At 37.0% G+C, this 25,208-nt stretch carries 21 protein-coding genes; 7 read left to right on the top strand and 14 right to left on the bottom strand.

Annotation, left to right across the window (positions count from 1 at the left end):
• Window positions 1–24: 24 nt before the first annotated feature.
• Window positions 25–1,362 carry a signal recognition particle protein gene (gene ffh / locus NOX80_RS07885; RefSeq protein WP_256552744.1) on the bottom strand — a complete coding sequence of 446 codons (1,338 nt, stop codon included), beginning with the start codon at window positions 1,360–1,362 and terminating at the stop codon, window positions 25–27.
• A 394-nt stretch (window positions 1,363–1,756) separates the two neighbouring features.
• Here ffh and NOX80_RS07880 point away from each other — a divergent pair, with 394 nt between their 5' ends.
• The 3 genes from NOX80_RS07880 to NOX80_RS07870 all read left to right on the top strand — a co-directional run bounded on the left by NOX80_RS07880 (window position 1,757) and on the right by NOX80_RS07870 (window position 5,213).
• A complete protein-coding gene (locus NOX80_RS07880) occupies window positions 1,757–3,028 on the top strand; it encodes an NAD(P)/FAD-dependent oxidoreductase (RefSeq protein ID WP_256552743.1) in 1,272 nt (423 codons plus the stop codon).
• A 169-nt stretch (window positions 3,029–3,197) separates the two neighbouring features.
• Window positions 3,198–4,742 (top strand): rhomboid family intramembrane serine protease, encoded by a 1,545-nt coding sequence (locus NOX80_RS07875; RefSeq protein WP_256552742.1) that lies wholly within the window; start codon window positions 3,198–3,200, stop codon window positions 4,740–4,742.
• A 15-nt stretch (window positions 4,743–4,757) separates the two neighbouring features.
• Window positions 4,758–5,213 (top strand): GNAT family N-acetyltransferase, encoded by a 456-nt coding sequence (locus NOX80_RS07870; protein ID WP_256552741.1) that lies wholly within the window; start codon window positions 4,758–4,760, stop codon window positions 5,211–5,213.
• 158 nt (window positions 5,214–5,371) lie between these two features.
• On the opposite strand, the gene NOX80_RS07865 is transcribed toward NOX80_RS07870, so the two are convergent.
• The gene (locus NOX80_RS07865) at window positions 5,372–6,250 is read right to left on the bottom strand and encodes a DNA adenine methylase (RefSeq protein ID WP_256552740.1); all 879 of its coding nucleotides are present in this window, start codon (window positions 6,248–6,250) and stop codon (window positions 5,372–5,374) included.
• Between the two features lie 80 nt (window positions 6,251–6,330).
• Here NOX80_RS07865 and NOX80_RS07860 point away from each other — a divergent pair, with 80 nt between their 5' ends.
• Together NOX80_RS07860 and NOX80_RS07855 are read left to right on the top strand one after the other, a co-directional pair.
• Complete coding sequence (locus NOX80_RS07860) at window positions 6,331–6,591, top strand: helix-turn-helix domain-containing protein (protein WP_256552739.1); 261 nt, start codon at window positions 6,331–6,333, stop codon at window positions 6,589–6,591.
• The gene (locus tag NOX80_RS07855; protein WP_256552738.1) at window positions 6,569–7,483 is read left to right on the top strand and encodes a DUF7687 domain-containing protein; all 915 of its coding nucleotides are present in this window, start codon (window positions 6,569–6,571) and stop codon (window positions 7,481–7,483) included. Before NOX80_RS07860 ends, NOX80_RS07855 begins: the two co-directional genes overlap by 23 nt.
• 96 nt (window positions 7,484–7,579) lie before the next feature.
• Here NOX80_RS07855 and NOX80_RS07850 read toward each other — a convergent pair whose 3' ends face one another.
• The 5 genes from NOX80_RS07850 to argS all read right to left on the bottom strand — a co-directional run bounded on the left by NOX80_RS07850 (window position 7,580) and on the right by argS (window position 14,285).
• Complete coding sequence (locus NOX80_RS07850) at window positions 7,580–7,783, bottom strand: hypothetical protein (RefSeq protein WP_256552737.1); 204 nt, start codon at window positions 7,781–7,783, stop codon at window positions 7,580–7,582.
• A 124-nt stretch (window positions 7,784–7,907) separates the two neighbouring features.
• The gene (locus NOX80_RS07845) at window positions 7,908–9,593 is read right to left on the bottom strand and encodes an MBOAT family O-acyltransferase (protein WP_256552736.1); all 1,686 of its coding nucleotides are present in this window, start codon (window positions 9,591–9,593) and stop codon (window positions 7,908–7,910) included.
• 14 nt (window positions 9,594–9,607) lie between these two features.
• Window positions 9,608–11,029: a GDSL-type esterase/lipase family protein gene (locus NOX80_RS07840; protein ID WP_256552735.1), complete on the bottom strand. Its 1,422-nt coding sequence runs from the start codon at window positions 11,027–11,029 to the stop codon at window positions 9,608–9,610.
• Window positions 11,019–12,479, bottom strand: a complete 1,461-nt coding sequence (locus NOX80_RS07835; RefSeq protein ID WP_256552734.1) for a hypothetical protein — start codon at window positions 12,477–12,479, stop codon at window positions 11,019–11,021. The genes NOX80_RS07840 and NOX80_RS07835 overlap by 11 nt, the downstream gene beginning before the upstream one ends.
• Window positions 12,480–12,509: 30 nt before the next feature.
• Window positions 12,510–14,285, bottom strand: a complete 1,776-nt coding sequence (gene argS, locus NOX80_RS07830; protein ID WP_256552733.1) for an arginine--tRNA ligase — start codon at window positions 14,283–14,285, stop codon at window positions 12,510–12,512.
• Between the two features lie 298 nt (window positions 14,286–14,583).
• Between argS and NOX80_RS07825 the strand changes: the two genes are divergently transcribed.
• Window positions 14,584–16,974 carry a TonB-dependent receptor domain-containing protein gene (locus NOX80_RS07825; protein WP_256552732.1) on the top strand — a complete coding sequence of 797 codons (2,391 nt, stop codon included), beginning with the start codon at window positions 14,584–14,586 and terminating at the stop codon, window positions 16,972–16,974.
• A gap of 70 nt (window positions 16,975–17,044) precedes the next feature.
• Here the strand turns inward: NOX80_RS07825 and NOX80_RS07820 are convergent, their stop codons facing one another.
• Window positions 17,045–17,713, bottom strand: coding sequence for a sterol desaturase family protein (locus NOX80_RS07820; protein WP_256552731.1), 669 nt, complete (start codon window positions 17,711–17,713; stop codon window positions 17,045–17,047).
• A 198-nt stretch (window positions 17,714–17,911) separates the two neighbouring features.
• Entirely contained in the window at window positions 17,912–18,919 is a 1,008-nt protein-coding gene (locus tag NOX80_RS07815) for a 3-oxoacyl-ACP synthase III family protein (RefSeq protein ID WP_256552730.1), read from the bottom strand.
• A gap of 223 nt (window positions 18,920–19,142) precedes the next feature.
• On the opposite strand from NOX80_RS07815, the gene NOX80_RS07810 reads away from it, so the two are divergent.
• The gene (locus tag NOX80_RS07810) at window positions 19,143–21,560 is read left to right on the top strand and encodes a S9 family peptidase (RefSeq protein ID WP_256552729.1); all 2,418 of its coding nucleotides are present in this window, start codon (window positions 19,143–19,145) and stop codon (window positions 21,558–21,560) included.
• 305 nt (window positions 21,561–21,865) lie between these two features.
• Here NOX80_RS07810 and NOX80_RS07805 read toward each other — a convergent pair whose 3' ends face one another.
• The 5 genes from NOX80_RS07805 to NOX80_RS07785 all read right to left on the bottom strand — a co-directional run bounded on the left by NOX80_RS07805 (window position 21,866) and on the right by NOX80_RS07785 (window position 25,203).
• Window positions 21,866–22,144: a hypothetical protein gene (locus NOX80_RS07805; protein ID WP_256552728.1), complete on the bottom strand. Its 279-nt coding sequence runs from the start codon at window positions 22,142–22,144 to the stop codon at window positions 21,866–21,868.
• On the bottom strand, window positions 22,128–22,337 hold the full coding sequence (locus NOX80_RS07800) for a hypothetical protein (protein WP_256552727.1): 210 nt from the start codon (window positions 22,335–22,337) through the stop codon (window positions 22,128–22,130). Before NOX80_RS07800 ends, NOX80_RS07805 begins: the two co-directional genes overlap by 17 nt.
• 137 nt (window positions 22,338–22,474) lie before the next feature.
• Entirely contained in the window at window positions 22,475–22,864 is a 390-nt protein-coding gene (locus NOX80_RS07795) for a hypothetical protein (RefSeq protein WP_256552726.1), read from the bottom strand.
• 10 nt (window positions 22,865–22,874) lie between these two features.
• Entirely contained in the window at window positions 22,875–23,819 is a 945-nt protein-coding gene (locus NOX80_RS07790) for an ABC transporter ATP-binding protein (RefSeq protein ID WP_256552725.1), read from the bottom strand.
• 70 nt (window positions 23,820–23,889) lie between these two features.
• Window positions 23,890–25,203: an ABC1 kinase family protein gene (locus tag NOX80_RS07785; RefSeq protein WP_256552724.1), complete on the bottom strand. Its 1,314-nt coding sequence runs from the start codon at window positions 25,201–25,203 to the stop codon at window positions 23,890–23,892.
• Between the last annotated feature and the right edge of the window lie 5 nt (window positions 25,204–25,208).

Here is a 25,208-nt window from a genome sequence, read left to right as displayed (position 1 = left end):
ACGCGACTAATCGCGTCTTATATATTATCTCATTCCTTTCATTCCTCCCATCATTCGCATCAGGTTTTTCCCTCCTGCGCCCTGCATCATCTTCATCATTTTACTCATCTGATCGAATTGTTTCAACAATTGGTTCACCTGTTGGATATTCGTACCGGAACCTTTTGCTACTCTTGCTTTACGTTTTGCATCCAGAATAGCCGGTTTTTTTCTTTCGTCCGGTGTCATCGAATGAATAATCGCTTCGATATGCTTAAAAGCATCATCTTCAATTTCCACATCTTTCAATGCTTTTCCGGCTCCCGGTATCATTCCGACAAGGTCTTTCATGTTACCCATTTTCTTCACTTGCTGAATTTGCGTCAGAAAGTCATCAAAACCGAATTCATTCTTAGCGATTTTCTTTTGTAATTTTCTCGCTTCTTCTTCATCATATTGTTCCTGAGCTCTTTCTACCAACGACACCACGTCTCCCATTCCCAGGATACGATCAGCCATACGCGAAGGATAGAATACATCAATAGCTTCCATTTTCTCTCCGGTACCGATAAACTTAATAGGTTTATCTACCACGGATTTAATAGAAATAGCTGCTCCACCACGAGTATCACCATCTAATTTTGTCAGGATTACCCCGTCAAAATTAAGACGATCATTAAATGCTTTAGCTGTATTTACAGCATCCTGACCTGTCATTGAGTCGACTACGAAAAGTGTTTCCTGAGGTTGAATCGCTTTGTGTACATTAGCGATTTCCGTCATCATCTCTTCGTCAACTGCCAAACGTCCGGCTGTATCGACAATTACAACATTAAAACCGTTAGCTTTAGCATGTTTAATTGCGTTTAATGCAATTTCAACCGGATTTTTATTTTCCGGTTCCGAGTATACTTCAACTCCGATTTGTTCTCCAACTACATGTAACTGATTAATCGCAGCTGGACGATAAATATCACAGGCAACCAATAATGGTTTTTTGTTCTTTTTTGTTTGAAGGAAATTAGCCAGCTTTCCGGAGAAAGTTGTTTTACCGGATCCTTGTAAACCGGACATCAAAATCACAGACGGATTTCCCGACAAATTAACTCCGGCAACATCACCTCCCATTAATTCGGTTAATTCGTCTTTAACGATTTTCACCATCAATTGTCCCGGTTGTAAAGTCGTTAATACGTCTTCACCGATAGCTTTTTCCTTTACTCGTGTGGTAAAATCTTTGGCAATTTTAAAGTTAACGTCGGCGTCCAGTAAAGCTCTGCGCACTTCCTTTAAGGTATCAGCAACGTTTACTTCAGTAATTTTTCCATGACCTTTTAATATATGAAAGGCTTTATCGAGTTTATCACTTAAATTATCAAACATGATTTTGTGTTTCGTTTAATGAGGTGCAAATTTAAGAATTTGATTTTGAAGTTCCACAGTATCATTTGATAAAAAAGCAGGAATTGCAACTCTACCGTCATTCTTTTACGAAATGTGTGCTTTTCCCAGCCTTTTCAGTGCAAAAAACACACTGAACGCCCATTTTTTACCATTATTTTTAGCAATAATAGTACGCTTCATTTTAGGAGTCGGTTTTATTTTATCGCTTTTTTTGTCATTTCAATCAAAATCCTGTTTAAAAGTTAATGCTTTGTTATTATTTATGCGAAATATTGTTTTTCAATTGGTTATCGGTTTTAAAATGGGTAAATTTATAGTACCGTTTTAACACGAATACTACTGTCAAAATATCTGTTTTTTAAATAATATACATATGAAAATAGTCATAATAGGAGGTGGTTTTGCCGGTATCAATCTGGCCAAATCTTTAGCCAACAATAAAGATTTTCAAGTTGTACTGGTTGACAAAAACAATTATAACTTTTTCCCTCCCCTGATATATCAGGTAGCTACAGCCTTTCTGGAACCTTCCAGTATTAGCTATCCTTTCCGAAAATTATTTTCCGGTAAAAAGAATATTACATTCCGACTAGCCGAACTAATTCGGGTAGACGCCCCAAATAATAAAGTGATTCTCTCAAACGGAGAACTGGAATACGATCAACTGGTATTTGCAACCGGAGCCGAGAGTAACTATTTCGGTATGGAAAATGTACGTAAGAATGCTATTCCGATGAAAACGTTGAATGATGCTGTTGAAATGCGTAATCGTTTGTTGCAACAAATGGAAAAGGCCGCGATTTGTGAAGATCCGCGTAGAAGACGTCAGTTATTAACCATCGTTGTGGCTGGCGGCGGACCAACCGGAGTGGAATTATCCGGTATGTTTGCCGAAATGCGTAACGGTATCATGCGAAAAGAATATCCGGAACTGGCGAATACTTTAAGTGACATTTATTTGGTTGACGGCGGATCGGCAGTACTAGCTCCGATGAGTGTTAATTCCCAGCAAAACACCTATAAAGCCTTAACAAAACTGGGGGTTAAAGTACGCCTTAATTCACAGGTTAAAGATTACTCAGACGGTACGGTTTATTTTGCCGACGGAAAAACCATTAAAACGGAAATATTAATCTGGGCAGCGGGTGTGAGTGCTAAACTATTTGACGGAATTCCGGAAGAAGTTTACGGGCGCGGAAGACGAATGCAGGTGGATGAGCACAACAAGATCAAAGGATTCACGAATATATATGCTGTTGGCGATACCTGCTTACAAGTTACCGATCCTAAGTTTCCAAACGGACATCCGCAATTGGCACAGGTAGCCATACAACAGGCACGTCATCTGGCACAAAACTTTAAAGCTATGGTTGCGAACAAACCGTTAACTCCTTTTAGTTATAATGACAAAGGTTCCATGGCGATCATCGGCAAAAATAAAGCTGTCGTAGATCTTGAAAAACCAAAAGTTCATTTTAACGGATTCTTTGCCTGGTTAGTCTGGTTGTTTATTCACCTGATGTCGTTAGTTACCTATCGAAACCGATTGCAAACACTTTACAACTGGACGGTCGCCTACTTTTCAAAAGATCAGCCATTGCGAATGATCATTCGACCGGGAAAAAACGATGACACTTCATCATAAAATAAAAAACGGAACCACATTCAATGGTTCCGTTTTTTTATCGGTTTCAGTTATAATTCACTTCACTTCCCTCTTATCTTTCCAAAATTTAAAATAAAATCCTACATTTCACAACTTCACTTCCTATATTTGTAGGTCACATTACTATTCTTGTAACAGCTTTGAAATTATGAAAGAAAAATTACGATTTATTTTTATCCCTTATTTATTTGTTCTCTTTGGCTTATTAATCGGTTACACTTTGCTAAACTGGTTACTTTTTATCAAATGGAACCTTCTTTCATTAGACGAAATTATTCCGAACTTTTTTATTCCTGCTGTATTGGCCGGATTAGTAACCTGGTTGTTTCTTCTGCCGCGCTTAAAAATACTGGACATCAATCCGCAACGACTAGACGGTAAAACCTTAAGCTTTATTATAACGCTTGTTGTCCTTTCCGTTCCGCTTATCATCGCTCAAAAATACCTTACCAGTGCTTCCGGCAAATTAACATCCCTTACCAGTCCGAAAGAAATCGATCAATTTGAGGCGTCCAAATACTACACCTTTAAGGATTATTATGTAGATAAAAACCTGATCGGAGTTAATACAACCTACGGCATCTCCGGTAAAAACAATACCAATTTTGACATGAAAATATATGCAGCACTGCCTATATTCGAAAGTCAGGAGGATGCAACCAAAGGAATTCCTCATATATGGCTTGGTATTCAATATGCAAAAACGATTAGCAACCGACTGGATCCAAGTGAAAAGGAATATGCTGCCCGTAAATTTTTAAAAGAAAGTGAAGAAGATTTTTTACAAAAAGATGTTTCCGTTTTTCAATATCTGGAAAGGCTTGGTAATTCTGATGACAAAGAAAATTATATCACAGCCATAACAAATCGTTTTGCATATGATACTGATCAAACCATTTTAATCGGTATTAATGAGCCATTTGAAGCACATAACGGAAACAAGTTATATTGGTTGATCGGTTCCATAATCGTCGGATCATTAGTATTTTTACTATTAATCCGGATTCCGAAAGCACATCCGGATCAAATGAATCGGATCAAATCCGGACAACGCGACAAATCCGCACAAGAAGACATCGCTGCTATCATTGCTTTTTTAAAACCTTCCGACAATTACTATATAACCCCAATTCTGATCAATCTTAATATCGTTGTTTTCATACTAATGTTTTTAAGCGGATCCGGCTTTATGGTCTTTAAGACTAATGATCTGATAAAATGGGGCGCAAACAATGCTACATTAGTTGCTGACGGCGAATGGTGGCGGTTAATTACCAGCATGTTTGTACATGGCGGTGGTATCATACATTTAGTAGCCAATATTTCCGGATTATGGTTAGCCGGTATGCTATTGGAACCTCTTGTAGGGCGTATAAAATTGATTACCGTTTATATGATTACCGGTATCATCGCCAGCCTTGCCAGTATTTTATGGTATGACGATGTCGTATCTTCCGGTGCATCCGGTGCGATATTCGGTATATACGGTTATTTATTGGCACTTCTTCTTATGAAACGTTTTGCAGTAGAAGTCAACAAAAGTTTTTTAATACTCGTACTTCCTTATATCGGATTTAACCTGTTAGCCGGCTTTGCTCATTTCGGAACTGACAATGCAGGTCATATTGGAGGCTTAATAAGTGGTTTAGGCATTGGATTTATTCTGGCTCTTTTTCAGGAGAAAGAAGATTAATCTTAAAAACAAATTATGAAAACAAACATTATATCCATCCGGAAGAACCCGGAATATGCGACAAAAGCAATACATTATTTACAACAAAGCTGGCCGGAAGTTCCGGCTATCATTTATGAAGACTGTATCCGTCATTGTATAGATGCGGAACAATCTTTACCGCAATGGTATTTATTAGAAAAAGAGGGCGATTTAATCGGTTGTGCCGGTTTGATCACCAATGATTTTATCAGTAGAATGGATTTATACCCATGGGTCTGCGCTATGTTTATTGCGGAAGCTCATCGTGGTAATGCATATGGCGCTTTACTATTAGAACAGGCCAGGAAAGACACACGGGCAGCCGGCTTCAAATATTTGAATCTTTGCACGGATCATATCGGTTATTACGAAAAATATGGCTTTCAATATATCGGTGACGGTCATCATCCCTGGGAAGAAACATCACGTATCTATCAACTTGAGGTTTAAAAAAAGCGGAGAATCAACTACCGACATCATTATATCTAAAAAAGGATAGCTTACAGCTATCCTTTTTTAGTAATTCCCTTTTTTCTTTTTCTTAAGAGAAATCAACGAGACATTTTACCATTTCGCTTATATAATTTACACTACTATTGATCACCTTATCACAAGCGATAGGTTAATAACAATCGATCTTTAATTGCTTTTTCGCTCCTGATTTTAAGGCCTTCCATCTGGAATCTTTTCAGCATAGAATTTCCCAATGACAAAGAAATATCACGTTGAAACAAATCATCCGGAAACTCTAAATTTTCCAAATAACGATTTGCTTTTTTAGATCCATCGATACTCAATGCAACAAATACACCTCTATTTTTAGCCTGATCAATACAATCGAATAATTCCGTCAATTTAAAGTCATGAGCACCGTAGAGGATATTCTGACTGATTGGATACGGAGGGTCACAATAAATAAGATCCCCTTCATGCGCCTGATCAAAAATTGTTTTATAATCACATTGCCGAAATTCAACATTAGCCATTCTTTCACTCCATTCATATACCCTTTTCCGGAAAGTTTCTGCCGAAATCGGGGTATGCACTCCACAGGGAGTACTCATAAAACCGTCTGCTTTTCGAAATCGGATAACTCCGCCATAACAGGCCCTTAACAGGAAAATAAAATCGGCGCCATTATTATTTTTATTAAAGGAATCGCGAATATCGTTGTAAACCGTTACTTTATCCTGGTCGTTAATTCGGTCAATTCGTTCCTCATACCAGTCAATTAAACATTGAGGATCTTGCTTTAACATATCCCAAATGGCCATAAGCGGTGGATAAATATCAGAGCCAATGCCTTTTTTAGGACATAAAGTTGCCATTATTGCCCCACTTCCAAGAAACGGTTCATAAAAAGTATTGAACTTCCTGGGGAAGTACTTTATAATCTGAGTTGCTATTTTCTGTTTATTTCCTACCCATTTCAACAACTGAGCCTTTGGGAGTGTACAATTCTCCTTATTTTTTTTTAAAACCAACATTAATTTTTGAACAAATATAACCAGTGTATTCTGACATCCTGATTTGGGATATAGAATTCCAATAAATACCTTTAGTCTATATGAACAAAAGTCTTTACAGCAGGGAGTATCGGATTTTACGCGAAATCTTATACAATTTAAGAGTTGAAAACAACTTACGACAATTTGATCTGGCAACAAAACTAGCCGTTCCACAATCCTTAATCAGTAAAGTGGAAAACGGAGAAAGGAGAATAGATATTATTGAATTAAAATACTTCGTAGAAACAATGAATATGACTTTAACGGAATTTATAGTAAAATTTGAACAGAAATTAAATGAAACCAAACGATCGCTTTAAAAACCAGCCGTTGGAATTTTGGGCCAACATAAAAATATTAAACCAAAGACTCGGTTTTACAAAAAAACCAAGTGCAGTTAACCCGCAAACCAATTTAGTAGTCCCAACGGTAGAACAAATCATCGATGCCTTTAAAAGTGATCATCTTGATTATAGTAAATTAATTGATGATAAAGGTTTAACCAAATTAGGATTACATATCATCTCTTACATGAGGTATCGAAGAGAATTATTAACCAATGCTATATTACCGCTTTTAATGACACGGGAACAGGCTCAGGAATTATTCTATTCAATGAAAAAAGAATTAGATCCGAATTGTCCGCTTCCTCTTAATAAGCAGAAAAAAGAGAAAAAGGATTATGCCTATCTAAAAGGTATCGTCAATATGTTAATCTGTAAGCACAAAGGAGATTACAATTGTGATTTCTCTCCGAAAGAATTAACGGTTATTACAGAAAACAACTTTCCTATTCGGGTTTTACCCCGCAGAGCAAACGGCGTTTTTCCATCGGTTATCAATCCGAAAGCGATATGGGAAATTAAAGAATATTATTATACCACAACATTTGGAAGTCGTGTCTCTGATAGTGTATATGCTGCCCAACTAGATGGTTGGGAACTATGCGAAGCTCAGTATAAAACCGGAAAACTAATAAAAAATTACCTTATCATAGATGATTATTATACTTGGTGGGCAAAAGGAAAATCCTATTTGTGTCGATTAGTTGATTTAATGCACATCGGACTGGTTGATGAAGTCATCTTCGGAAGAGAGGTCGTTACCCGAATTCCGGAATTAGTAGAAGAATGGAAAAATGATCTGGAAACAATATCGAAAAATCAACATAACAAAACCAATAGTATAATTACAAATCAAATGTCAGAATAAGCCAATTACTATATAATGTTTTTCATTGTGATTCAAAATGATCACTAAAAAAGCCGCTTTAAAAAAAGCGGCTTTTCATATAAGCTTATTACGGTGTTATGCTTTTTTAGCATCTTTAGAGCAACATGCTTTTTTCTCAGCACTTGCTGTAGCTTTATCAGCTGAACAACATGCTTTTTTTGTTTCTTTTCCTTTAGCAGAACAACACTCTTTTTTCTCTTTTGGTTTTTGCTCCTGTGCATTAACATTCATTGATACTGTAAAAAGTGCTACTGCTGCAACTGCCATTAATTTTTTCATTGTCTTCCTATTTTGATTAATTATTAGATTTATTTTAATTACTACCCGTTTCGGTAGAATTGTTCCAAATTTAGCAAAAAAATAAAATCATCTTCACAATACCTTCTTAATATTTCCTTATGATTTAAAACTGAAAATAAATAAAAGGCTGTGGTCCTGCTGATGCTGTCGCATAAACTAACCAGTATACCAGTCCCAGAATGATTGCTTTCCCTACAATAGGCAGCGCTCTGTAACTTCCTTGCATACCATTAACCAACTTTTCCGGTAGAAAATGCCAAACAAAACCGATTGTCATTAATATAAACACATTCTTATATCCTTCTGCAATCACTTTCCACTGTCCCGGATCAAAAGTCAGCTTCCCTATATTATTAATCAATTCTAGAGCTGTTGTAAAATCTTTTGCACGGAAAAATATCCAGCAAAAAGTCACAAAGTGAAATGTAAAAATTACAGCGAGTACGTGCCATACCCATCCGCCAAAACGTTTCTTTTCTTCTTTTTTAGGCGGAAAAAATTCTATAAAAATTTTATGAACCGCTAAAGCTACACCATGTAAGGCTCCCCAAATGATAAAACGCAGACTCGCACCATGCCATAAACCACCTAATAACATTGTTGTTAAGAGATTGACATTTGTATACATCGTACGCTCCTTATCACGTGACAACAAAAATGTCAATGAAAATACTACCAATGAAGATACTGCCAAAATCAACGGAATATTACTGGTTGGCGCATACGTAATTCCCCATACTATAAGACCGAAGAAAAACAGAGCCGGAAACAAGAATCCCGCAAAAGATCCATTACGATTTCCTCCTACTGATATATATAAAAAGTCTTTTAACCATGTCGATAACGAAATATGCCATCTTCTCCAGAATTCGGTAATTGAAGCCGACTGATAAGGAGTACGGAAGTTCGTTGGTAATTTGAATCCTAATAATAAAGCAACTCCAATCGCCATATCAGAATATCCGGAAAAATCACAGTAAATCTGGATCGCATAACCATAAGAGGCCATTAAATTTTCAAATGCCGTATAACTGGACGGTGCATCAAATACACGATCCACAAAATTGATCGATATATAATCCGAGATAACCGTTTTCTTAATCAAACCTCCGATAATCAGCAACAATGCTCTATTAACATCGTCTTTTGTCAGGCTTAACTTTTGGTATATCTGCGGTAAAAAGTCTTTCGCCCGAACAATAGGTCCGGCCACTAACTGCGGGAAAAACGAAACGAAAAACAAGTAATCAATATAACTTTTAGTCGGTTCGATCTCTTTTCGATATACTTCAATAATATAACTGATTGACTGAAAAGTATAAAAGGAAATCCCTACAGGAAGAATAATTTTCTGAAAATCAAAATGTTCACCCGACAAGGCGTTGTAATTTTCAATGATAAAATTGGTATATTTAAAATACCCCAGAAAACTCAGGTTTAACACCACACTAAAAGCCAGATATAACTTTTTAGCTACTACCCTGCTTTCCCGATGTAAAATATTCCCCAGATTATAATCTACTACGGATGATGCTAATAACAACAGGAAATAAATCCCGCTTGACTTATAGTAGAAAAACAGTGAAAAACAGATCACATAGATCAGTCTTAGATGGAAAGTTTTCCGGGTCAGAATATAAACCGAATAAAAAACGAGAAATAACCCCAGGAACAATCCGGTATTAAACAACAACGGTTCTTTCGGATTGTATACAAACCAGTTCTTTACTGTTTCAGCAGTAATGCCGGTAAAAAGCGACGTTATATTTTGGGCGAACCAATCTTGCATATTCAAAAACGTAATCAATTTTTCAAACTTGTTTTATAATTCTCATAGGCTTGTAAAAGTGCCTCTGTAAACAGGGTTCCCTGTTTTTCATATCCTGATTTGGAATAATGTACTTTATCTCCTGCCATTAATCCCTGGCGGTAATTACTGTTTACACCGTATAATCCGCCAAAAATGGAAAATAAATCCCAAACCGCATGTTGTCTGGCTTCCGATTGCGCATTGATATCACGCGCATAATCAGCAGCAAAAGTATTTAATGAACGACGATAAAGCATTGATGGAGGCGGTGTCATCACCAATATCTCAACATCCGGATTTTTTTGTTTTATCGCATCAACAAATTGGTTTAACTGTGCCATATAGGCTGCTACATCCATTTTATCGAACGTTTCATTCGTACCCAACGATACAATTATCAGATCCGGATGTAATGCCGGTACTTGATCAAAGAATAAAGGATACTTATTATAATCCGAAAATTTAGCTCCGTTTACTCCGATACTGTTATAAACAACGCCCGGAGCATCTTTTTCAAATACCAACCCGTTTAAGGCAAACTTAGAAGCACTTTTATTAGGCAGTAAATAGATCTTTTTGATTGTTTCCGCATTGTAATAGCTATAAGTACCGTCTTGCTGTTCCAGTGGCAACGGGATAAATTCCGATCGTTTAATGCTTTTCTTTTGCATTTCATTGGTTGGAATGCGCAATATCTTACCGGCTCGTATATTATTATTTTTTAAACCGTTTGCTTTTTTCAATTCTGCTACAGATATGTTGTATTTATCTGCAATAATCGATATAGCCTCCCCTTTTTTAATCTTATGATTGATTTTTTTCGGCACATTCGATTCCAGCACGATTGTTTTGGAACTGGTTGCCACATCAAATAAATTCTGGTTTTGCGGCGTCAGAATTCTCAAGGTATTAAATTCATAAACCGGATCTTTTACATTGATCTCAATCGCAAAATCTTTTGCATTTGTTGTCAGCGCAATTCCGCTTAATCCAACCGGATTTCCGTTTACCGGATTTATATTCCGGTAACTGCTCCAGGATTCATTGGAGGAATACCGGATAAAATGATTACCGTTAGTTTTAGCCAGATTATAAGGAAAAGAAAAACCAAGACCGGCATTTCCGAATTTATATTGCAGATTTTTACGGATAACACCGGTAAATAAATCGGCCTGAATATGCGAATCCCCTATATGAAGAATATTCACCTTTCCCTTTCCGGTTACTTCCAGCGTATAAAGTTTATCAAAAAACTTTTGTAAAGCAGCTGTGTTTGCAATCTTGTTTTCCCCATACACAACCGGTTGTTCTTCAACCGATACAGAATCTACTATTGTTTCAAGCGAATCAACCTGGGAAAATGCAGGGCCGCCATACAAAGCATACAGCAGTATAAAAAGAAATTTATTGCACATGAGTGGTATCTTTTTTAACTGTCACACTGTCTTTTTTGACAACCGGCTTAGGTGTAGCCGGTGCTTTTCTTGCTGCTCGTAATTTTTTATATTGTTCATATCCCTGATTAATCTGATTATAGATTATATCGGATATTTTTTTAGCACCTCTATGGTTAAAGTGTGTATAGTCTTTATTGGCAGACGCAGGTACTTCTTCTACCCATTTCACCATCGATCCGTCACCGCCCATCAGGGTATATAAATTGATATATCCCGCTTGTCCTTGAATGGCATATTTTTTCTGTGCCACGGTTAACGGAACAACAGCCGAATCGGTTTTCATTTCTAAATCGTATTTGGTCGATTTATCCGCAGTTGATATGATCAAAATCGCTACACCCGGAAAACATTCTCTCAGGTGGTTTACAACATTTGTCATTTTACGCTCATACCATCCGTAATTATAGGAACCATAATTAAGCACATTGGTTCCGTAATGCAATACAATCAGATCGTATCCCAGCTTTTCATTAAACTGACGCATTACTTCCGTATTAAATGTTGTGATCGGTAATCCTGAATTTCCTCTGTTGGAAAAATTATCTACATGAACTCCTTTTCCATCATCAAAATTGAATCCGTATACCGGAATGGAATCCGCTTTAATAAAATCGACCTTAAGATTTTTAACCGTATTCCCCAATGCAATACTGTTTACCAGTCGTGACGGGTTTAACTTCTTATAAATCGTATCATTTCCGATTTTAAATGCAACTTTAGCTTCTTTGTTACCTGATTTTCCGTAGAATAACGTCGGATTATACAATTCGCTAAGATGCTGTAAGTTTGAAGCTTTATATTTTACCCATTCCACATGTGCGGTATCATTAGCAAAGAAAACATGTCCGTTAATTCCGAACGGTTTTCTAGGACGCTTTACATTCAGATAGGATTGTGTTTTCCAGTTGGTCGAAAATTCATGTTTTATCGATCCGCGTGATGCTGCTGATTCAGATGTAATATTAACAAAACCAACTCCGTTTCCACCAAATCGGTTTTGAAAATTCGCACGAAAATCCTGTACGATCATATCACCGTCGGTCATTGAATCCCCAAAATAAGCGATACGAACTTTACCTTCATGATTGGTTTCCAATTGGAATAGTTTTTCAAAGAAACCGACTAAGTGCTGGAATCCTTTGTAATCTTCAAACGTTTCCGTTGGAAAAACAATACCGTCCACCGCTTTAAACTTAATGGGCTGTTTGGAAATAGTATCTTCTCCTTTATCAATAGTATCCTTTTCAATCGCTTCTAAAAGCAAACTGTCTATGACTACATTTTTAGAGTTCCCTCCTGTTTCTGTAAACAGTTTTTTAGGCAGGAAAGATTTGAAAGCGATAAAAGCTACAATCGAAATTGCGATTATCGCAAGTGATTGAAAAAAATATGATTTTGGCTGATTCACCGTATTATTATTTATATCGTTTATGCTGAATTACATTCGCTCCGGCACCTGAATCCCTAAAAGTTCGAAAGCCGATTTGATGATTGCTCCTACTTTTTCGGATAATTGTACACGGAAGATTTTTTTATTTTGATCTTCTTCACCTAGTATTGAAACCGACTGGTAGAACGAATTATATTCTTTTACCAGGTCATAAGTATAATTTGCTATCAAAGCCGGACTATGGTGCGAAGCTGCATTTTGTATCACTTCCGGATACAACTCGATTTGTTTTAAAAGTTCTTTTTCCTTTTCATGTAAGGTTACCGTTAGCGTTTCGTCCAGATTAAAATCGGCTTTTCTTAAGATCGACTGAATACGCGCATAGGTATATTGGATAAAAGGTCCTGTGTTTCCGGCAAAATCCACGGATTCTTTCGGGTTAAACAACATGCTTTTCTTCGGATCTACTTTTAGCATAAAATATTTAAGCGCTCCCATTCCGATTACGCGGTATAATGCTTGTTTTTCTGCATCCGTATATCCGTCCAACTTTCCTAATTCTTCCGAAATAGTCTGAGCAGTATCTGTCATTTCTTCCATCAGATCATCGGCATCAACTACAGTTCCTTCACGTGATTTCATTTTTCCGCTAGGCAACTCTACCATCCCGTATGATAAATGATATAAGCTTTCCGCCCAGTCGAACCCTAATTTTTTAAGAATCAGAAATAACACTTTAAAGTGATAATCCTGTTCATTTCCAACGGTATAAACCATACCGCCTACATCAGGAAAATCTTTTACACGTTGGATAGCAGTTCCGATATCTTGTGTCATATAAACCGCAGTTCCATCGGAACGCAATACCAGTTTTTCATCCAATCCGTCTGCTGTAAGATCGATCCATACTGATCCGTCTTCTTTTTTATAGAAAACACCTTTTTCAAGTCCGATTTGTACAACATCTTTTCCAAGCAGATACGTATTACTTTCAAAGTATTCTTTATCAAAATCAACACCCAGATTTTTGTATGTTACGGCAAATCCGTCATAAACCCATTGGTTCATTTTTTTCCAAAGTGCGACAACTTCAGCATCTCCGGCTTCCCATTTACGTAACATTTCCTGAGCTTCCAGAATAATCGGAGCTTGTTTTTTCGCTTCCTCTTCTGTTTTACCCTGTTCCATTAATTCGCTGATCTGACTTTTATATTCTTTATCAAAAGTTACATAAAAATTTCCTACCAGTTTATCTCCTTTTAATCCGGTACTTTCCGGTGTCTGATTTTGTCCGAATTTCTGCCACGCCAACATGGATTTACAGATATGAATCCCTCTGTCGTTGATGATTTGTGTCTTATATACTTTTTTACCCGATGCTCTTAGGATTTCAGCCACGGAAAAACCTAATAAGTTATTACGAACGTGTCCCAAATGCAACGGTTTGTTTGTATTAGGAGATGAATATTCTACCATAATAGCTTTATCGCCCTCTTTCGGAGTGCGGAAGCCATATTGTTTATCACCTTTAATTGTATTGAAAAAATTCAGATAGTACGTATCATCAATTACAATATTCAGGAATCCTGAAACTACGTTAAAACGCACTACTTCATTTGTATTATCCACCAGGTATTGTCCGATTTTAGAACCCAGTTCTACCGGATTACTTTTAATTAGTTTTAAAAGCGGAAAAATAACCATCGTAATATCACCTTCAAACTCCCTGCGCGTAACCTGAAATTCAACTTTTTCAAGTGTAACATCAAATAAAGCCTGAACTGCTTTCTGTATATGGGGCGTAAGAATATGTGATAATGTCATGGTGATTTTATTTTTAAGCGTGCAAAGATACGTTTAATTCAGTAATTTGTTAATCTGAAAATAACAAAAATAGCTATTGATTTTCAAGCTATTATATTTCCATCTGATTATTTCTTCATTTTTTGCTGTTTTTTTGTAACAAAAGAACCTTTTTTATGTCTATTTATTGTATCTGCCCTTCGTTTTGTGAGCATTTTATTTAAATTTATTATAAATAGTACCTTGTTATACAAACAACTGAATTAATGCTATACATTTGCAATCGGAATACAATCATCAATTAGTAAAACAATCAGACATGAAACTAAAACTATTTTTAATCTGTGTACTTACCGCAATCGGTAATCTTTACGCCCAAAATCCGGGTTCTGTCTCCGGTAAGGTGAGCGATAAAGCTTCTAAGGAGCCTATATCCTATGCCACTATTGCTATTAAAGAGAACAACAAAGTAGTTACCGGAGGTATTACAGAAGATAACGGTTCGTTTAACATTACCGGACTGGCACCAAAATCGTATGTATTGGAAATCCAATATATGGGTTACAAAACATTTACCCGAAACTTTACCATCACTCCGGAAAACAAATCGGTAGCTTTAGGAAGTATCGGACTGGAATCGGAGGCAAAACAATTAGAAGGGGTTACCGTAGTTGCGGAACGTTCGACAATTGAACAGAAAATCGACCGAAAAGTAATTAACGTAGGGCGTGATTTAACAACTGCCGGTGCTACTGCATCTGAAATTATGAACAACATTCCGTCTGTTAACGTAGATCAGGACGGTAAAATCTCATTACGCGGTAACGAAAACGTAAGAATTTTGGTTGACGGAAAACCGACGAATATGGATGCGTCTCAATTATTAAAACAAATCCCGTCGACTTCTATTAAAAAAATTGAATTAATCACGAATCCGTCTGCGAAATACAATCCGGAGGGAATGTCCGGAATCATCAATATCGTATTGCATAAAAATTCGAATAACGGATTTAACGGTAACTTTAATACCGGAATTACTTTTGCTGATGTTCCGAAATACAACAATACTTTAGACATGAACTACCGTACGGGAAAAGTGAACTTTTTTGGTACTTACGGTAATACATTAGGCGAACGATTAAACTGGGGAGAAATCAATCAGTTTGACGACAACTCTTTACAGCTTTTTGATATCAAAAACGATAACAAAACGCATATGTTTAAAGCCGGAATGGATTTTTACATCAATGATAAAAACACGATTTCAGCTTATACCAACCAAAGCTTTACCAGCGGTTTAGGAAATGTACGTACTGATCTATCTTTCCCAAATTCGGCTAATAACATTACACAAAAGGATATTTACGATACAGATAACGTAAACAGTACATATAACCTGGCTTTCAAACATTTGTTTGCAAAAGAAGGACACACTTTGGATGTAGAAGCGAACTATAATTATACTAAAAGCAATCAGGATGCTTCTTTTAACCCGACAGGTGGTGGTTTAAGTCCTTATGCAGATTATATAAAAGACAATCGTAAAAGCACGATCATCAACGTAGATTATGTAAATCCGTTGAATGAAAAATCGACTTTAGAAATGGGAGCTGAAGCACGTTTAATGCGTACTGACAACAACTACCTGACATCACGTTTCAACACGCCGAATGCGAATTTCAACTATGATGTGGATATTTATTCCTTCTATACGACATTCGGTCAGAAATTTAAAAAATTCAGTTATCAGCTTGGTGCTCGTTTGGAAAGCTATAAAGTTCAGGCGGATTATTACCAAAACGGTCAGAATGCACCTTTTAAAAACGATTATATTACCGTATATCCATCGGCTTATATGACGTATACCCCTACGGATAAAAACCAGTTTCAAATCAGTTTGAGTCGTCGTGTTGATCGTCCGAGTGTAGAGCAAACTAAACCGATCCGTGAATTCAGTACGCCAAGAGTAACTTCTATCGGTAACCCGGAATTGGTTCCGCAGTTTACAAATTCAGTTGAAGTAAACTATACCCGAATGTTGAAAAACGGTTCTGTAACAGCGGGCGTATATTACCGTGACATCAATGATGAAATCACTCGTACTTTCTACCCGGACCCGAATGCTGATCCGGACACTAAAAAGATCATCATGAGTTATACCAATTTCGACAAAAACCTGGCTTATGGCTTCGAAGTTTCGGCTAATTACAAATTCAACTCGTGGTGGGATGTTCAACCTAGTATCGACTTCTCTAACATCCGTCAGAAAGGTGTTGTAGCTGTCAAAAATGAGGTAACCGGTGATTTCGATTATACTTTAAAACAAATCGATGCAGCTGCGTTTAACGCTCGTTTAAATAACAATTTCAAAGCTACTAAGAGCTTACGTTTCTCTTTATTCGGATTCTATAGAGGCCCGGTAGACGGTGTTCAGGCCAACAGTAAAGCCATGTACAAAATCGATGCAGGAAGCCGTTACAGTTTCTGGGAAAACAAAGCTTCTTTAAGTGTTCGTTTTAACGATATCTTTAAGACAATGCGATACGGTTTTGAAAGCGTTAACCCTTATCCGGGAGAAGGTGAATTCCGTTGGGAAAGTCAATCGTTATTCGTTGGTTTCAACTATATGTTCGGTGGTGGTAAAAACAGAGCATTACAACGTAAGCAACGTGAAGACAACACAAAACAAAGCAGCGGCGGAATGTTTTAACAATCCAGAAGTTTTAGATTTTTATTATAATTTGTTTGAGAAACCCCGGAGTAAATTCCGGGGTTTTTTCTTATTTTTTCTTTTCAAATTGTAATGCTTTTGTTTTTTCCGGATCTTCTGCATTTTTAGTCAGATCAAACATGGTTCCGAAAATACGATCCCAAAAAGTATTACTAACACCAAACCCCAGGTGCTCATCTTTATAATGATGGAGATGATGATTGCGCCACAAGGGTTTCATAAACTTAAAAGGCGGAGCAAAGGCATGGATCGCGTAATGCATTGATGCATACAATAAATAACCAAACATAAAACCCGGAAAAAAAGCCCAGGTGTACTCCCATAACAGAAGATAATGCAATAAGAACAGACTGGTAGCCAGAATCAGACTGGGTACGGGCGGCATAAACAAGCGATCCCGATCTCGCGGATATTCATGATGATTACCATGTAAGACATATGAGATCCTTTTCATTCGCGGATTATCGGAAATAAAATGAAAAAGGTAACGATGTGCAATATATTCGAAGAAAGTCCAGTATATCATTCCTCCGAAAAACAGATAAACTACATTTCGGACTTCAATATGATAATTTCGGTGTGCTGTAAATAATAAGGCACCCAATATCGGAATATACATACTCCAGATTACAGCCGGATGAGTTTTAGTGAGCATTTCCAGATATTTGTTCCTAAAAAGTTGCGCCTGACCTTTGTTATGAATAATCTTGTGCTTCATCGTATTGCTATTTAGTGAAACATAATTTCAACAACCTCAGTGTAATTTACACTATTTTTTAAAAAACACAAAACAATACTCTCCTAAAAACCAACAAAGTACCTGTTATAAATTACAATATTCTTATACAGAGAGCACAATAAAAAAAGAGCAGCTATCGGATAGCTGCTCTTTTTTTATAACGATATATTTCTGATTTTACCATTTAATAATAGCACTTGCCCAGGTAAATCCACTACCGAAAGCTGCTAGTACAACCGTATCCCCTTCTTTAATTTTTCCTTGTTCCCAGGCTTCTGTCAACGCAATCGGAATAGAAGCCGCTGTCGTATTTCCGTATTTCTGAATGTTATTATGCACCTGATCGTCCGAAAGTTGGAATTTATGCTGAATAAACTGCGAGATTCTCAAATTGGCCTGATGCGGAATCAACATATCAATATCCGATACTTGCAGATTATTTGCCTGTAGGCCTTCCATGATCACTTCACTAAAACGAACTACAGCATTTTTAAATACAAACTGTCCGTTCATATACGGATAATAACTTTCATCGTTCGGATCGTTATCAGCCAGGATATCCGTAACCCAACGTTTCCCCATTCCCGGTGCTTTTAACACCAGTTCATCTGCATGTTCTCCTTCCGAATGTAAATGAGTTGACAATATTCCCTGACCCGGTTTTTCACTTCGGCTTAAAACCGCTGCTCCGGCACCATCTCCAAATATCACAGATACTCCTCTACCTCGGGTCGTCATATCCAAACCGGTAGAATGTACTTCTGATCCGATTACCAGAATATTTTTATACATCCCGGTTTTGATAAACTGATCGGCTACGGAAATTGCATAAACAAATCCGGAACACTGATTCCGAACATCCAATGCTCCAACCGTTTTCAAGCCTAAATCCCGCTGTACGGCTACACCCGGTCCCGGAAAATAATAATCCGGACTTAAAGTCGCGAAAACTACAAAATCAATATCTTCTTTGGCAACACCCGAACGCTCTATCGCAATCTTTGCCGCTTTAACACCCATGGTTGTCGTGGTATCTTCACCTCTAATCACATGACGTCTTTCCTGAATACCGGTTCGCTCCTGAATCCACTCATCATTGGTATCCATAATTTTTGACAAATCATCATTCGTTACCACATTTTCCGGAACATAATAACCTAATCCTGAAATTTTTGACTGATACATTATTTTTATTTATTTATTAAAAACAGGGATGCAAATTTACACATTCTAAAAAAACCTGCCATCATATAGCCACATTTTTTACACCATCTCAATCCTACAGTTAAAACTCAAAGTCGTTTTTAACAAAACTTATAGCACTTTTGTAACAAGAGCCCCTTATCTTAGACCTATCTTAAATGCGAGACTATCGCAGTTATCAATCACTATTAATTATAACACGAATATGAAGTTAATTTACAAATCGGTTTTATTTCTGCTATTAGGTGCTACACCGCTTTTTGCGCAGGAAAACATTACCTATCAGAAACCTCCGGCCAGCATTTTACAATTGGCAGACTTTGAACGCGCACCCTCTGTTTCTATGGACACCAAGAAAGAATGGATGTTATTAACCTATCGCAACACTTATAAAACTTTGGATGATCTAAATCAGGAGGAACTCCGATTAGGTGGTTTACGTATCAATCCGGTTACCAACATCTCAAGTACGGTTACCTACCTCAACAACATAAAAGTAAGACGTTTTAAAGACAAAAACGTAATTCAAGTACAAGGATTACCTCAAAATCCAAAGATCAGTAACCTTTCCTGGTCACCGGATGAGAAAAAAATTGCTTTCACCCATACAACTGCTACCGGAATTGAATTATGGATTCTGGATATAGCCAATGCCAAAGCAACAAAGCTTACCGATGCCAATCTGAATGCTAATTTAGGTAATCCGATGAGTTGGTTTCGTGACGGACAAAGCCTTTTGGTAAAAATGCTTCCGAAAAACAGACCGGCCTTAATCGATGCTAAAAAAGATTTACCAAACGGTCCGATCATTTCCAACAGTGAAGGAAAGGTATCTCAAAACAGGACTTATCAGGATCTGTTGAAGAACCGAACTGATGAAGCCAATTTCGAAAACATCACAACTTCTGAGTTATACCGTATCGGTTTGGATGGAAAAAGCACACTTTTCAAAGCAGCCGATATGTATGCCGGGGAGAGTTTTTCACCTGACGGAAATTATCTGATGGTTACAACAATCCAAAAACCGTTTTCGTATATCGTACCGTTAAACCGTTTTCCTCAAAAAACCGTTGTGTATGACAATAACGGAAAAGAAGTTAAAGTTGTAAATCAAGTTCCTCTAACCGAGATTATGCCAAAAGGTTTTATGGCTACCCGCACCGGAAAAAGATCGATGGGATGGAGAAACGATACTCCTGCCACTTTGTTTTTCGTAGAAGCACTTGACGAAGGAAATCCTGAAAATAAAGTAGCTTACCGAGACGAACTTTATTTATGGAATGCTCCTTTCACATCAAATCCGACATCATTAGCCAAAACACAACAACGTTTCCAAGGAATCGTTTGGGGCAACGATAAGATTGCAGTTCTTAAAGATTACTGGTACGACACCCGTAACGAGAAAACTTACCTGATCAATCCATCTAATCCTTCCGAATCACCGAAACTGGTATGGGACAGAAACGAACAGGATATTTATTCTGATCCGGGGAATTTTGAAACGGTAAAAAACAGTTATGGCAAACATGTATTGGCATTAGAAAATGACAATGCTTTTTTAATTGGTGCCGGCTATACAAAAAACGGACAATTCCCTTTTATTGATGAATTCAACATCAAAACCTTAAAAACAAAACGTTTATATCAATCGGCTTATACCGACAAAAAAGAAGACATTCTTTCTATAGAAGATTTCAAAAAAGGAGATGCTTTAGTACAGATTCAGTCGAAAAGCGAATTCCCGAACTATTATTTCCGAAACATCAAAAAGAAAAACCAGCTAACACAGATAACGGATTTTAAAAACCCGTTTGAAAGTATTAAGAATGTTTACAAGGAAGTCATTAAATACAAACGTAAAGACGGTGTCGAATTATCCGGAACGCTTTATTTACCGGCCGGTTATGATCGCACTGCTAAAAAAGAAAAACTACCGTTATTAATCTGGGCTTACCCTACGGAATATAAAGATAAAAACAGTGCCGGACAAACATCTTCTAACCCGAACGAATTTACATTCCCGTATTACGGTTCATTTATTTATTGGGTGACGCGAGGTTATGCTGTTTTGGATGATGCTGCTTTCCCAATTATCGGAGAAGGAAAAACGGAACCGAACGACACTTTTATTCCGCAATTGGTTGGTAATGCCGAAGCTGCTATTGATGCTGTTGACAAATTGGGTTACATCAACCGTAAAAAAGTTGCTGTAGGCGGTCACTCTTACGGTGCTTTTATGACTGCTAACTTATTAACCCATTCTAATTTATTTGCCTGCGGAATTGCAAGAAGCGGGGCTTACAACCGAACGTTAACCCCATTTGGATTCCAAAGTGAACAGCGTAATTACTGGGAAGTACCGAACATTTATAATGAAATGTCTCCTTTTATGAATGCTGAAAAAATGAAAACGCCACTTTTGTTAGTACATGGTGAAGCCGATAATAATCCGGGAACTTTTACATTACAAACCGAGCGTTATTTCCAGGCGTTAAAAGGTTTAGGTGCACCGGCCAGAATGGTTATCCTTCCGAAAGAATCACACGGATATGTAGCTAAAGAAAACATCTTTCACCTGCTTTGGGAACAAGATCAGTTTTTGGAAAAATATCTTAAAAATTAAATTTCAAAATAAAGCGGATTCCCTTTCGAAAACGTTTTATTCCTAAAAAGAAAAGGATTGCAGCAAAGCAATCCTTTTTTATGGATATTAGGCAAATATCCTTACTTATTTGTTCCCGTTGGTACTTGTATCTTACCGACAGTAATATGAATAGCCGAATCCTTATGCTCTGCTATAATTGTCAAAAACACAATCAGTAAAGTAAACACAAACGAGCTTATGACGCCTATAACGATATTATTCCAAAACGATGGTGCTAACGGTGCGATAATGTCCTTTAGAATTTCCGTTTGCCGATGCGTTAATTATACATCATAATCCTTTAATTCTTCCAGAAGCATATTATCAACAAATTCCTGTAAAATCAGTTCCGCTCTTATTTTATAATTATGAACAGTAGTATCTGAAGACGAAAAATGATTAAACGGAACTAAATCCTGATCCGTAACGCAGTAACCTCTTAACTCCTGCTTTTCTATATACTCTATTTTATTTTCTTTATAAAGTGAATATGCAATATGTCCCAAGACATCCATTTCATTCCCAACCAACTTTGAATAGATATCGTTATAATTTCGCTGCATATTTTTTCAATGCTTTACCATATGCCTCGTTAATCTTGTCATGACTGATCTCTCTAATCAAGATTATACCGTCTAAGTTAATTCGGGCCGTAATTACTCCGCGAAATTTTTCCGTACCTTTAACCGTAATGCCACTCTTTATAAGATTGTCATTAGCTTTTCTAATTGTTTCCAATGCAATTTTAAACTTCATCTTTCCCCTTTTTAAATGGATTATTTTTAAAAGTAGAAAAACAAAAATCAGAACCCAAATCAGAATAAGAACCGGTACAAATTAAAAATCCCCTTACCGAATACAGTAAAGGGATCTCTATTTTTAGTTTTCTGTTTCTAACGGATCTTTTGCAACTTGTTAAAACGTTCCATTGAAAAGGTCGCTGTAATTTTATCGACATATTCATAAATCACGGCGGCTTTACCATACAGATTTTCCTGATTATTATTACCAGTTCCCAAATCCACAAGATAGTCGGCAAAAAACTCCAGATTGTCTGCTGAAAAACCCGGATTTTCCAATAGCAACGGAATTAGATCTTCACGTTCAACGGCAAGTAATCTATTCAGATCAAAACCAAGTTCTTCGTTCATAGCCCCGTTTACCGTATCGGAATCCAATGTAAGTCCGCCGCCTGCTTTTCCCCCTTTCATTCGTTCCATCAAACGTTTCAAAGCAAATCCCAGCTCACTTATCTGGCGCATTAAACTATCTTCTCTCGGCATCTTATTTTATTTAACTGATCATTAAAGTTACTTCCTGATTAAGTTCCAGTTCCGTATCGTTTTCAAAAAAGATTACTTTACGTTCAAAAACACCTTTAATCAAATAATGGCTTCCTTTATAATAGGATTGTTTTGCTATTACTTTCATTTTACCGTTTTCCACCACCCGTAACTGATGCGGATATAACAATACGGTTTCATCTTCACCATCTACTTCAACAATATCCGAAAGTTTTAATTCATTCACTTCCCCGAAAAGAGAAGCCGTATATTTATTCACCGGGTTATTATAGACAATCGTAGAAGGTCCGCGATCGACAATCTTGCCGTCATACAACACAAAAGTTTCATCAGCAAAAGACAGCGCATCCGTACTATCATGTGTTGCCACAATACAAGTAATTTTTTTTGCTTTCAGATAAGCAAACAAATTACGGCGCAATGCATTTTTTCTAAAATTGTCAATATGGCTAAACGGCTCATCCAACATTAACACTTCCGGCTCCAATGCTAAAACCCTGGCTAATGCCACCCGTTGTTGTTGACCGCCACTTAGGAATTTTGCTTTAACATCTGCATATTCCGTCATTTCAACAATTTCCAATAATTCCTTTATACGTTGCTTTTTTTCTTCCGGATAAAAATTAGATAAAAACTTTCCGACATTTTCCGCCACTGTCACATAGGGCATCAGATCAAAATCCTGAGCCAGGTATTTCATAAACGGCATACCCGGAACCAAATGAAATTTCGGTCCGAGTACTTCAGTACCATTCCAAAAAATCTGTCCTTCATCCAGATCATATAAGCCATAAATCAATTTTAAAAGCGTACTCTTTCCGCATCCGCTTTCACCGATAACCGCTATATGCTGTCCTTTTTCGATGGTAAAATCTATATTTTTAATTATCGTTTTTTCGTTATAACCGAACGATATATTTTTAACGTGTAGCATTCTTAATTTTTAAAGGCGCAAAATTACAAAGTTTCCTAATCCGATAATACTAACGTGATTATAATCATTGTCAGGAAACTGTATATTTTTCAAAATTTCGGGTATCAATCCGTGCTTTCAGGTCGTGTAACAGATTATACAATCCGAAAAAAGTCCTGTTGATATATAAAAAGTGTTTGGATCCCCGGTTTCCGTTCATTTTTCTGAGTTGTGTATCTTTAGAAAAAGCTTCTCCCATTTTGGCAATATTTTCGAAAAATTCTGCATTAGAAAAATCAAAATAATCACCGTGAAACGGTTGTGTAAACAAACTTAACAGCTGATGGAATAAATCGGAGAAATAAGCTATTTCTTCTTCTGTATCATCCGGTCTTAATATCTCGAGTTCATAGAGTTTTTCGCGGAATTGTTCGGGATTATTAATCACTTCCGGTCGAGCCAATTCAAAATACGGAATATAAAAATCTTCCGGAACCTGTTTGATACAACCAAAATCGATTGCAACCAGATTACCTTCAGTATCCACAAGGAAATTTCCCGGATGCGGATCGGCGTGAACCTGTTTTAAAGTATGCATCTGGAACATATAAAAATCCCACAATGCCTGTCCGATTCGGTCTCCTTTAGCCTGATCATTATTGATAGCCGCAAACTCCGATAAATGTAGTCCTTCCATCCAATCCATTGTGATGATCTTTTCGGATGACCATTCCGGATAATATACCGGGAATTTCAGATTTTCTATAGCCGCACAGGCTTTGGCGATAGCCACACCTTGTTTTAATTCCAGTTTATAATCAGTTTCTTCAAGTAGTTTTTGTTCGACTTCTTTAAAATATTTATCAGAATCTTTTCCCTGAAGGTTAAACATTTTTATTGCAAAAGGTTTTACAATTGCCAGATCCGAACTAATACTGTCGGCTACTCCGGGATACTGGATTTTTACGGCCAGTTGTTTTCCGTTTTTAGTTGCCTTATGTACTTGTCCGATACTCGCTGCGTTAACTGAATCGGGTGTAAAAGTGTCGTATAACGCTTCCGGATAGTCGCCTTGATATTTTTTAAATGTTTTTCGCACTAGCGGAGCCGACAATGGCGGTACGGAGAATTGAGCCAATGAAAATTTTTCCACATATGCTTTCGGCATAATGTTTTTTTCCATACTCAACATTTGCGCTACTTTAAGCGCACTTCCTTTCAGGTTTTTTAATCCGTCATAGATATCTTCCGCATTATTCTCATTGAGCTTCTCTTTACTCAATGACGGATTTACCATTTTTTCGCCATAATAGGCCAGATAATTTCCTCCTACTTTCAATCCGGTTTTCACAAGAGCTCCTGCCCGTTCCATTTTGTTTGTCGGGATTTTATTGAGTGTTTTCATACGAT

This window comes from Flavobacterium cerinum, assembly GCF_024496085.1.
Classification (GTDB): domain Bacteria; phylum Bacteroidota; class Bacteroidia; order Flavobacteriales; family Flavobacteriaceae; genus Flavobacterium; species Flavobacterium cerinum_A.
Note: the sequence above shows the minus strand (reverse complement) of the source record. Positions and strands in the feature narration are given on the sequence as shown.

Bases quoted from the DNA above. Each gene is read 5' to 3' on its own strand.
- ffh (WP_256552744.1), bottom strand. From the start codon at position 1,362: ATGTTTGATAATTTAAGTGATAAACTCGATAAAGCCTTTCATATATTA.
- NOX80_RS07880 (WP_256552743.1), top strand. From the start codon at position 1,757: ATGAAAATAGTCATAATAGGAGGTGGTTTTGCCGGTATCAATCTGGCC.
- NOX80_RS07875 (WP_256552742.1), top strand. From the start codon at position 3,198: ATGAAAGAAAAATTACGATTTATTTTTATCCCTTATTTATTTGTTCTC.
- NOX80_RS07870 (WP_256552741.1), top strand. From the start codon at position 4,758: ATGAAAACAAACATTATATCCATCCGGAAGAACCCGGAATATGCGACA.
- NOX80_RS07865 (WP_256552740.1), bottom strand. From the start codon at position 6,250: ATGTTGGTTTTAAAAAAAAATAAGGAGAATTGTACACTCCCAAAGGCT.
- NOX80_RS07860 (WP_256552739.1), top strand. From the start codon at position 6,331: ATGAACAAAAGTCTTTACAGCAGGGAGTATCGGATTTTACGCGAAATC.
- NOX80_RS07855 (WP_256552738.1), top strand. From the start codon at position 6,569: ATGAAACCAAACGATCGCTTTAAAAACCAGCCGTTGGAATTTTGGGCC.
- NOX80_RS07850 (WP_256552737.1), bottom strand. From the start codon at position 7,783: ATGAAAAAATTAATGGCAGTTGCAGCAGTAGCACTTTTTACAGTATCA.
- NOX80_RS07845 (WP_256552736.1), bottom strand. From the start codon at position 9,593: ATGCAAGATTGGTTCGCCCAAAATATAACGTCGCTTTTTACCGGCATT.
- NOX80_RS07840 (WP_256552735.1), bottom strand. From the start codon at position 11,029: ATGTGCAATAAATTTCTTTTTATACTGCTGTATGCTTTGTATGGCGGC.
- argS (WP_256552733.1), bottom strand. From the start codon at position 14,285: ATGACATTATCACATATTCTTACGCCCCATATACAGAAAGCAGTTCAG.
- NOX80_RS07825 (WP_256552732.1), top strand. From the start codon at position 14,584: ATGAAACTAAAACTATTTTTAATCTGTGTACTTACCGCAATCGGTAAT.
- NOX80_RS07820 (WP_256552731.1), bottom strand. From the start codon at position 17,713: ATGAAGCACAAGATTATTCATAACAAAGGTCAGGCGCAACTTTTTAGG.
- NOX80_RS07815 (WP_256552730.1), bottom strand. From the start codon at position 18,919: ATGTATCAGTCAAAAATTTCAGGATTAGGTTATTATGTTCCGGAAAAT.
- NOX80_RS07810 (WP_256552729.1), top strand. From the start codon at position 19,143: ATGAAGTTAATTTACAAATCGGTTTTATTTCTGCTATTAGGTGCTACA.
- NOX80_RS07805 (WP_256552728.1), bottom strand. From the start codon at position 22,144: ATGCAGCGAAATTATAACGATATCTATTCAAAGTTGGTTGGGAATGAA.
- NOX80_RS07800 (WP_256552727.1), bottom strand. From the start codon at position 22,337: ATGAAGTTTAAAATTGCATTGGAAACAATTAGAAAAGCTAATGACAAT.
- NOX80_RS07795 (WP_256552726.1), bottom strand. From the start codon at position 22,864: ATGCCGAGAGAAGATAGTTTAATGCGCCAGATAAGTGAGCTGGGATTT.
- NOX80_RS07790 (WP_256552725.1), bottom strand. From the start codon at position 23,819: ATGCTACACGTTAAAAATATATCGTTCGGTTATAACGAAAAAACGATA.
- NOX80_RS07785 (WP_256552724.1), bottom strand. From the start codon at position 25,203: ATGAAAACACTCAATAAAATCCCGACAAACAAAATGGAACGGGCAGGA.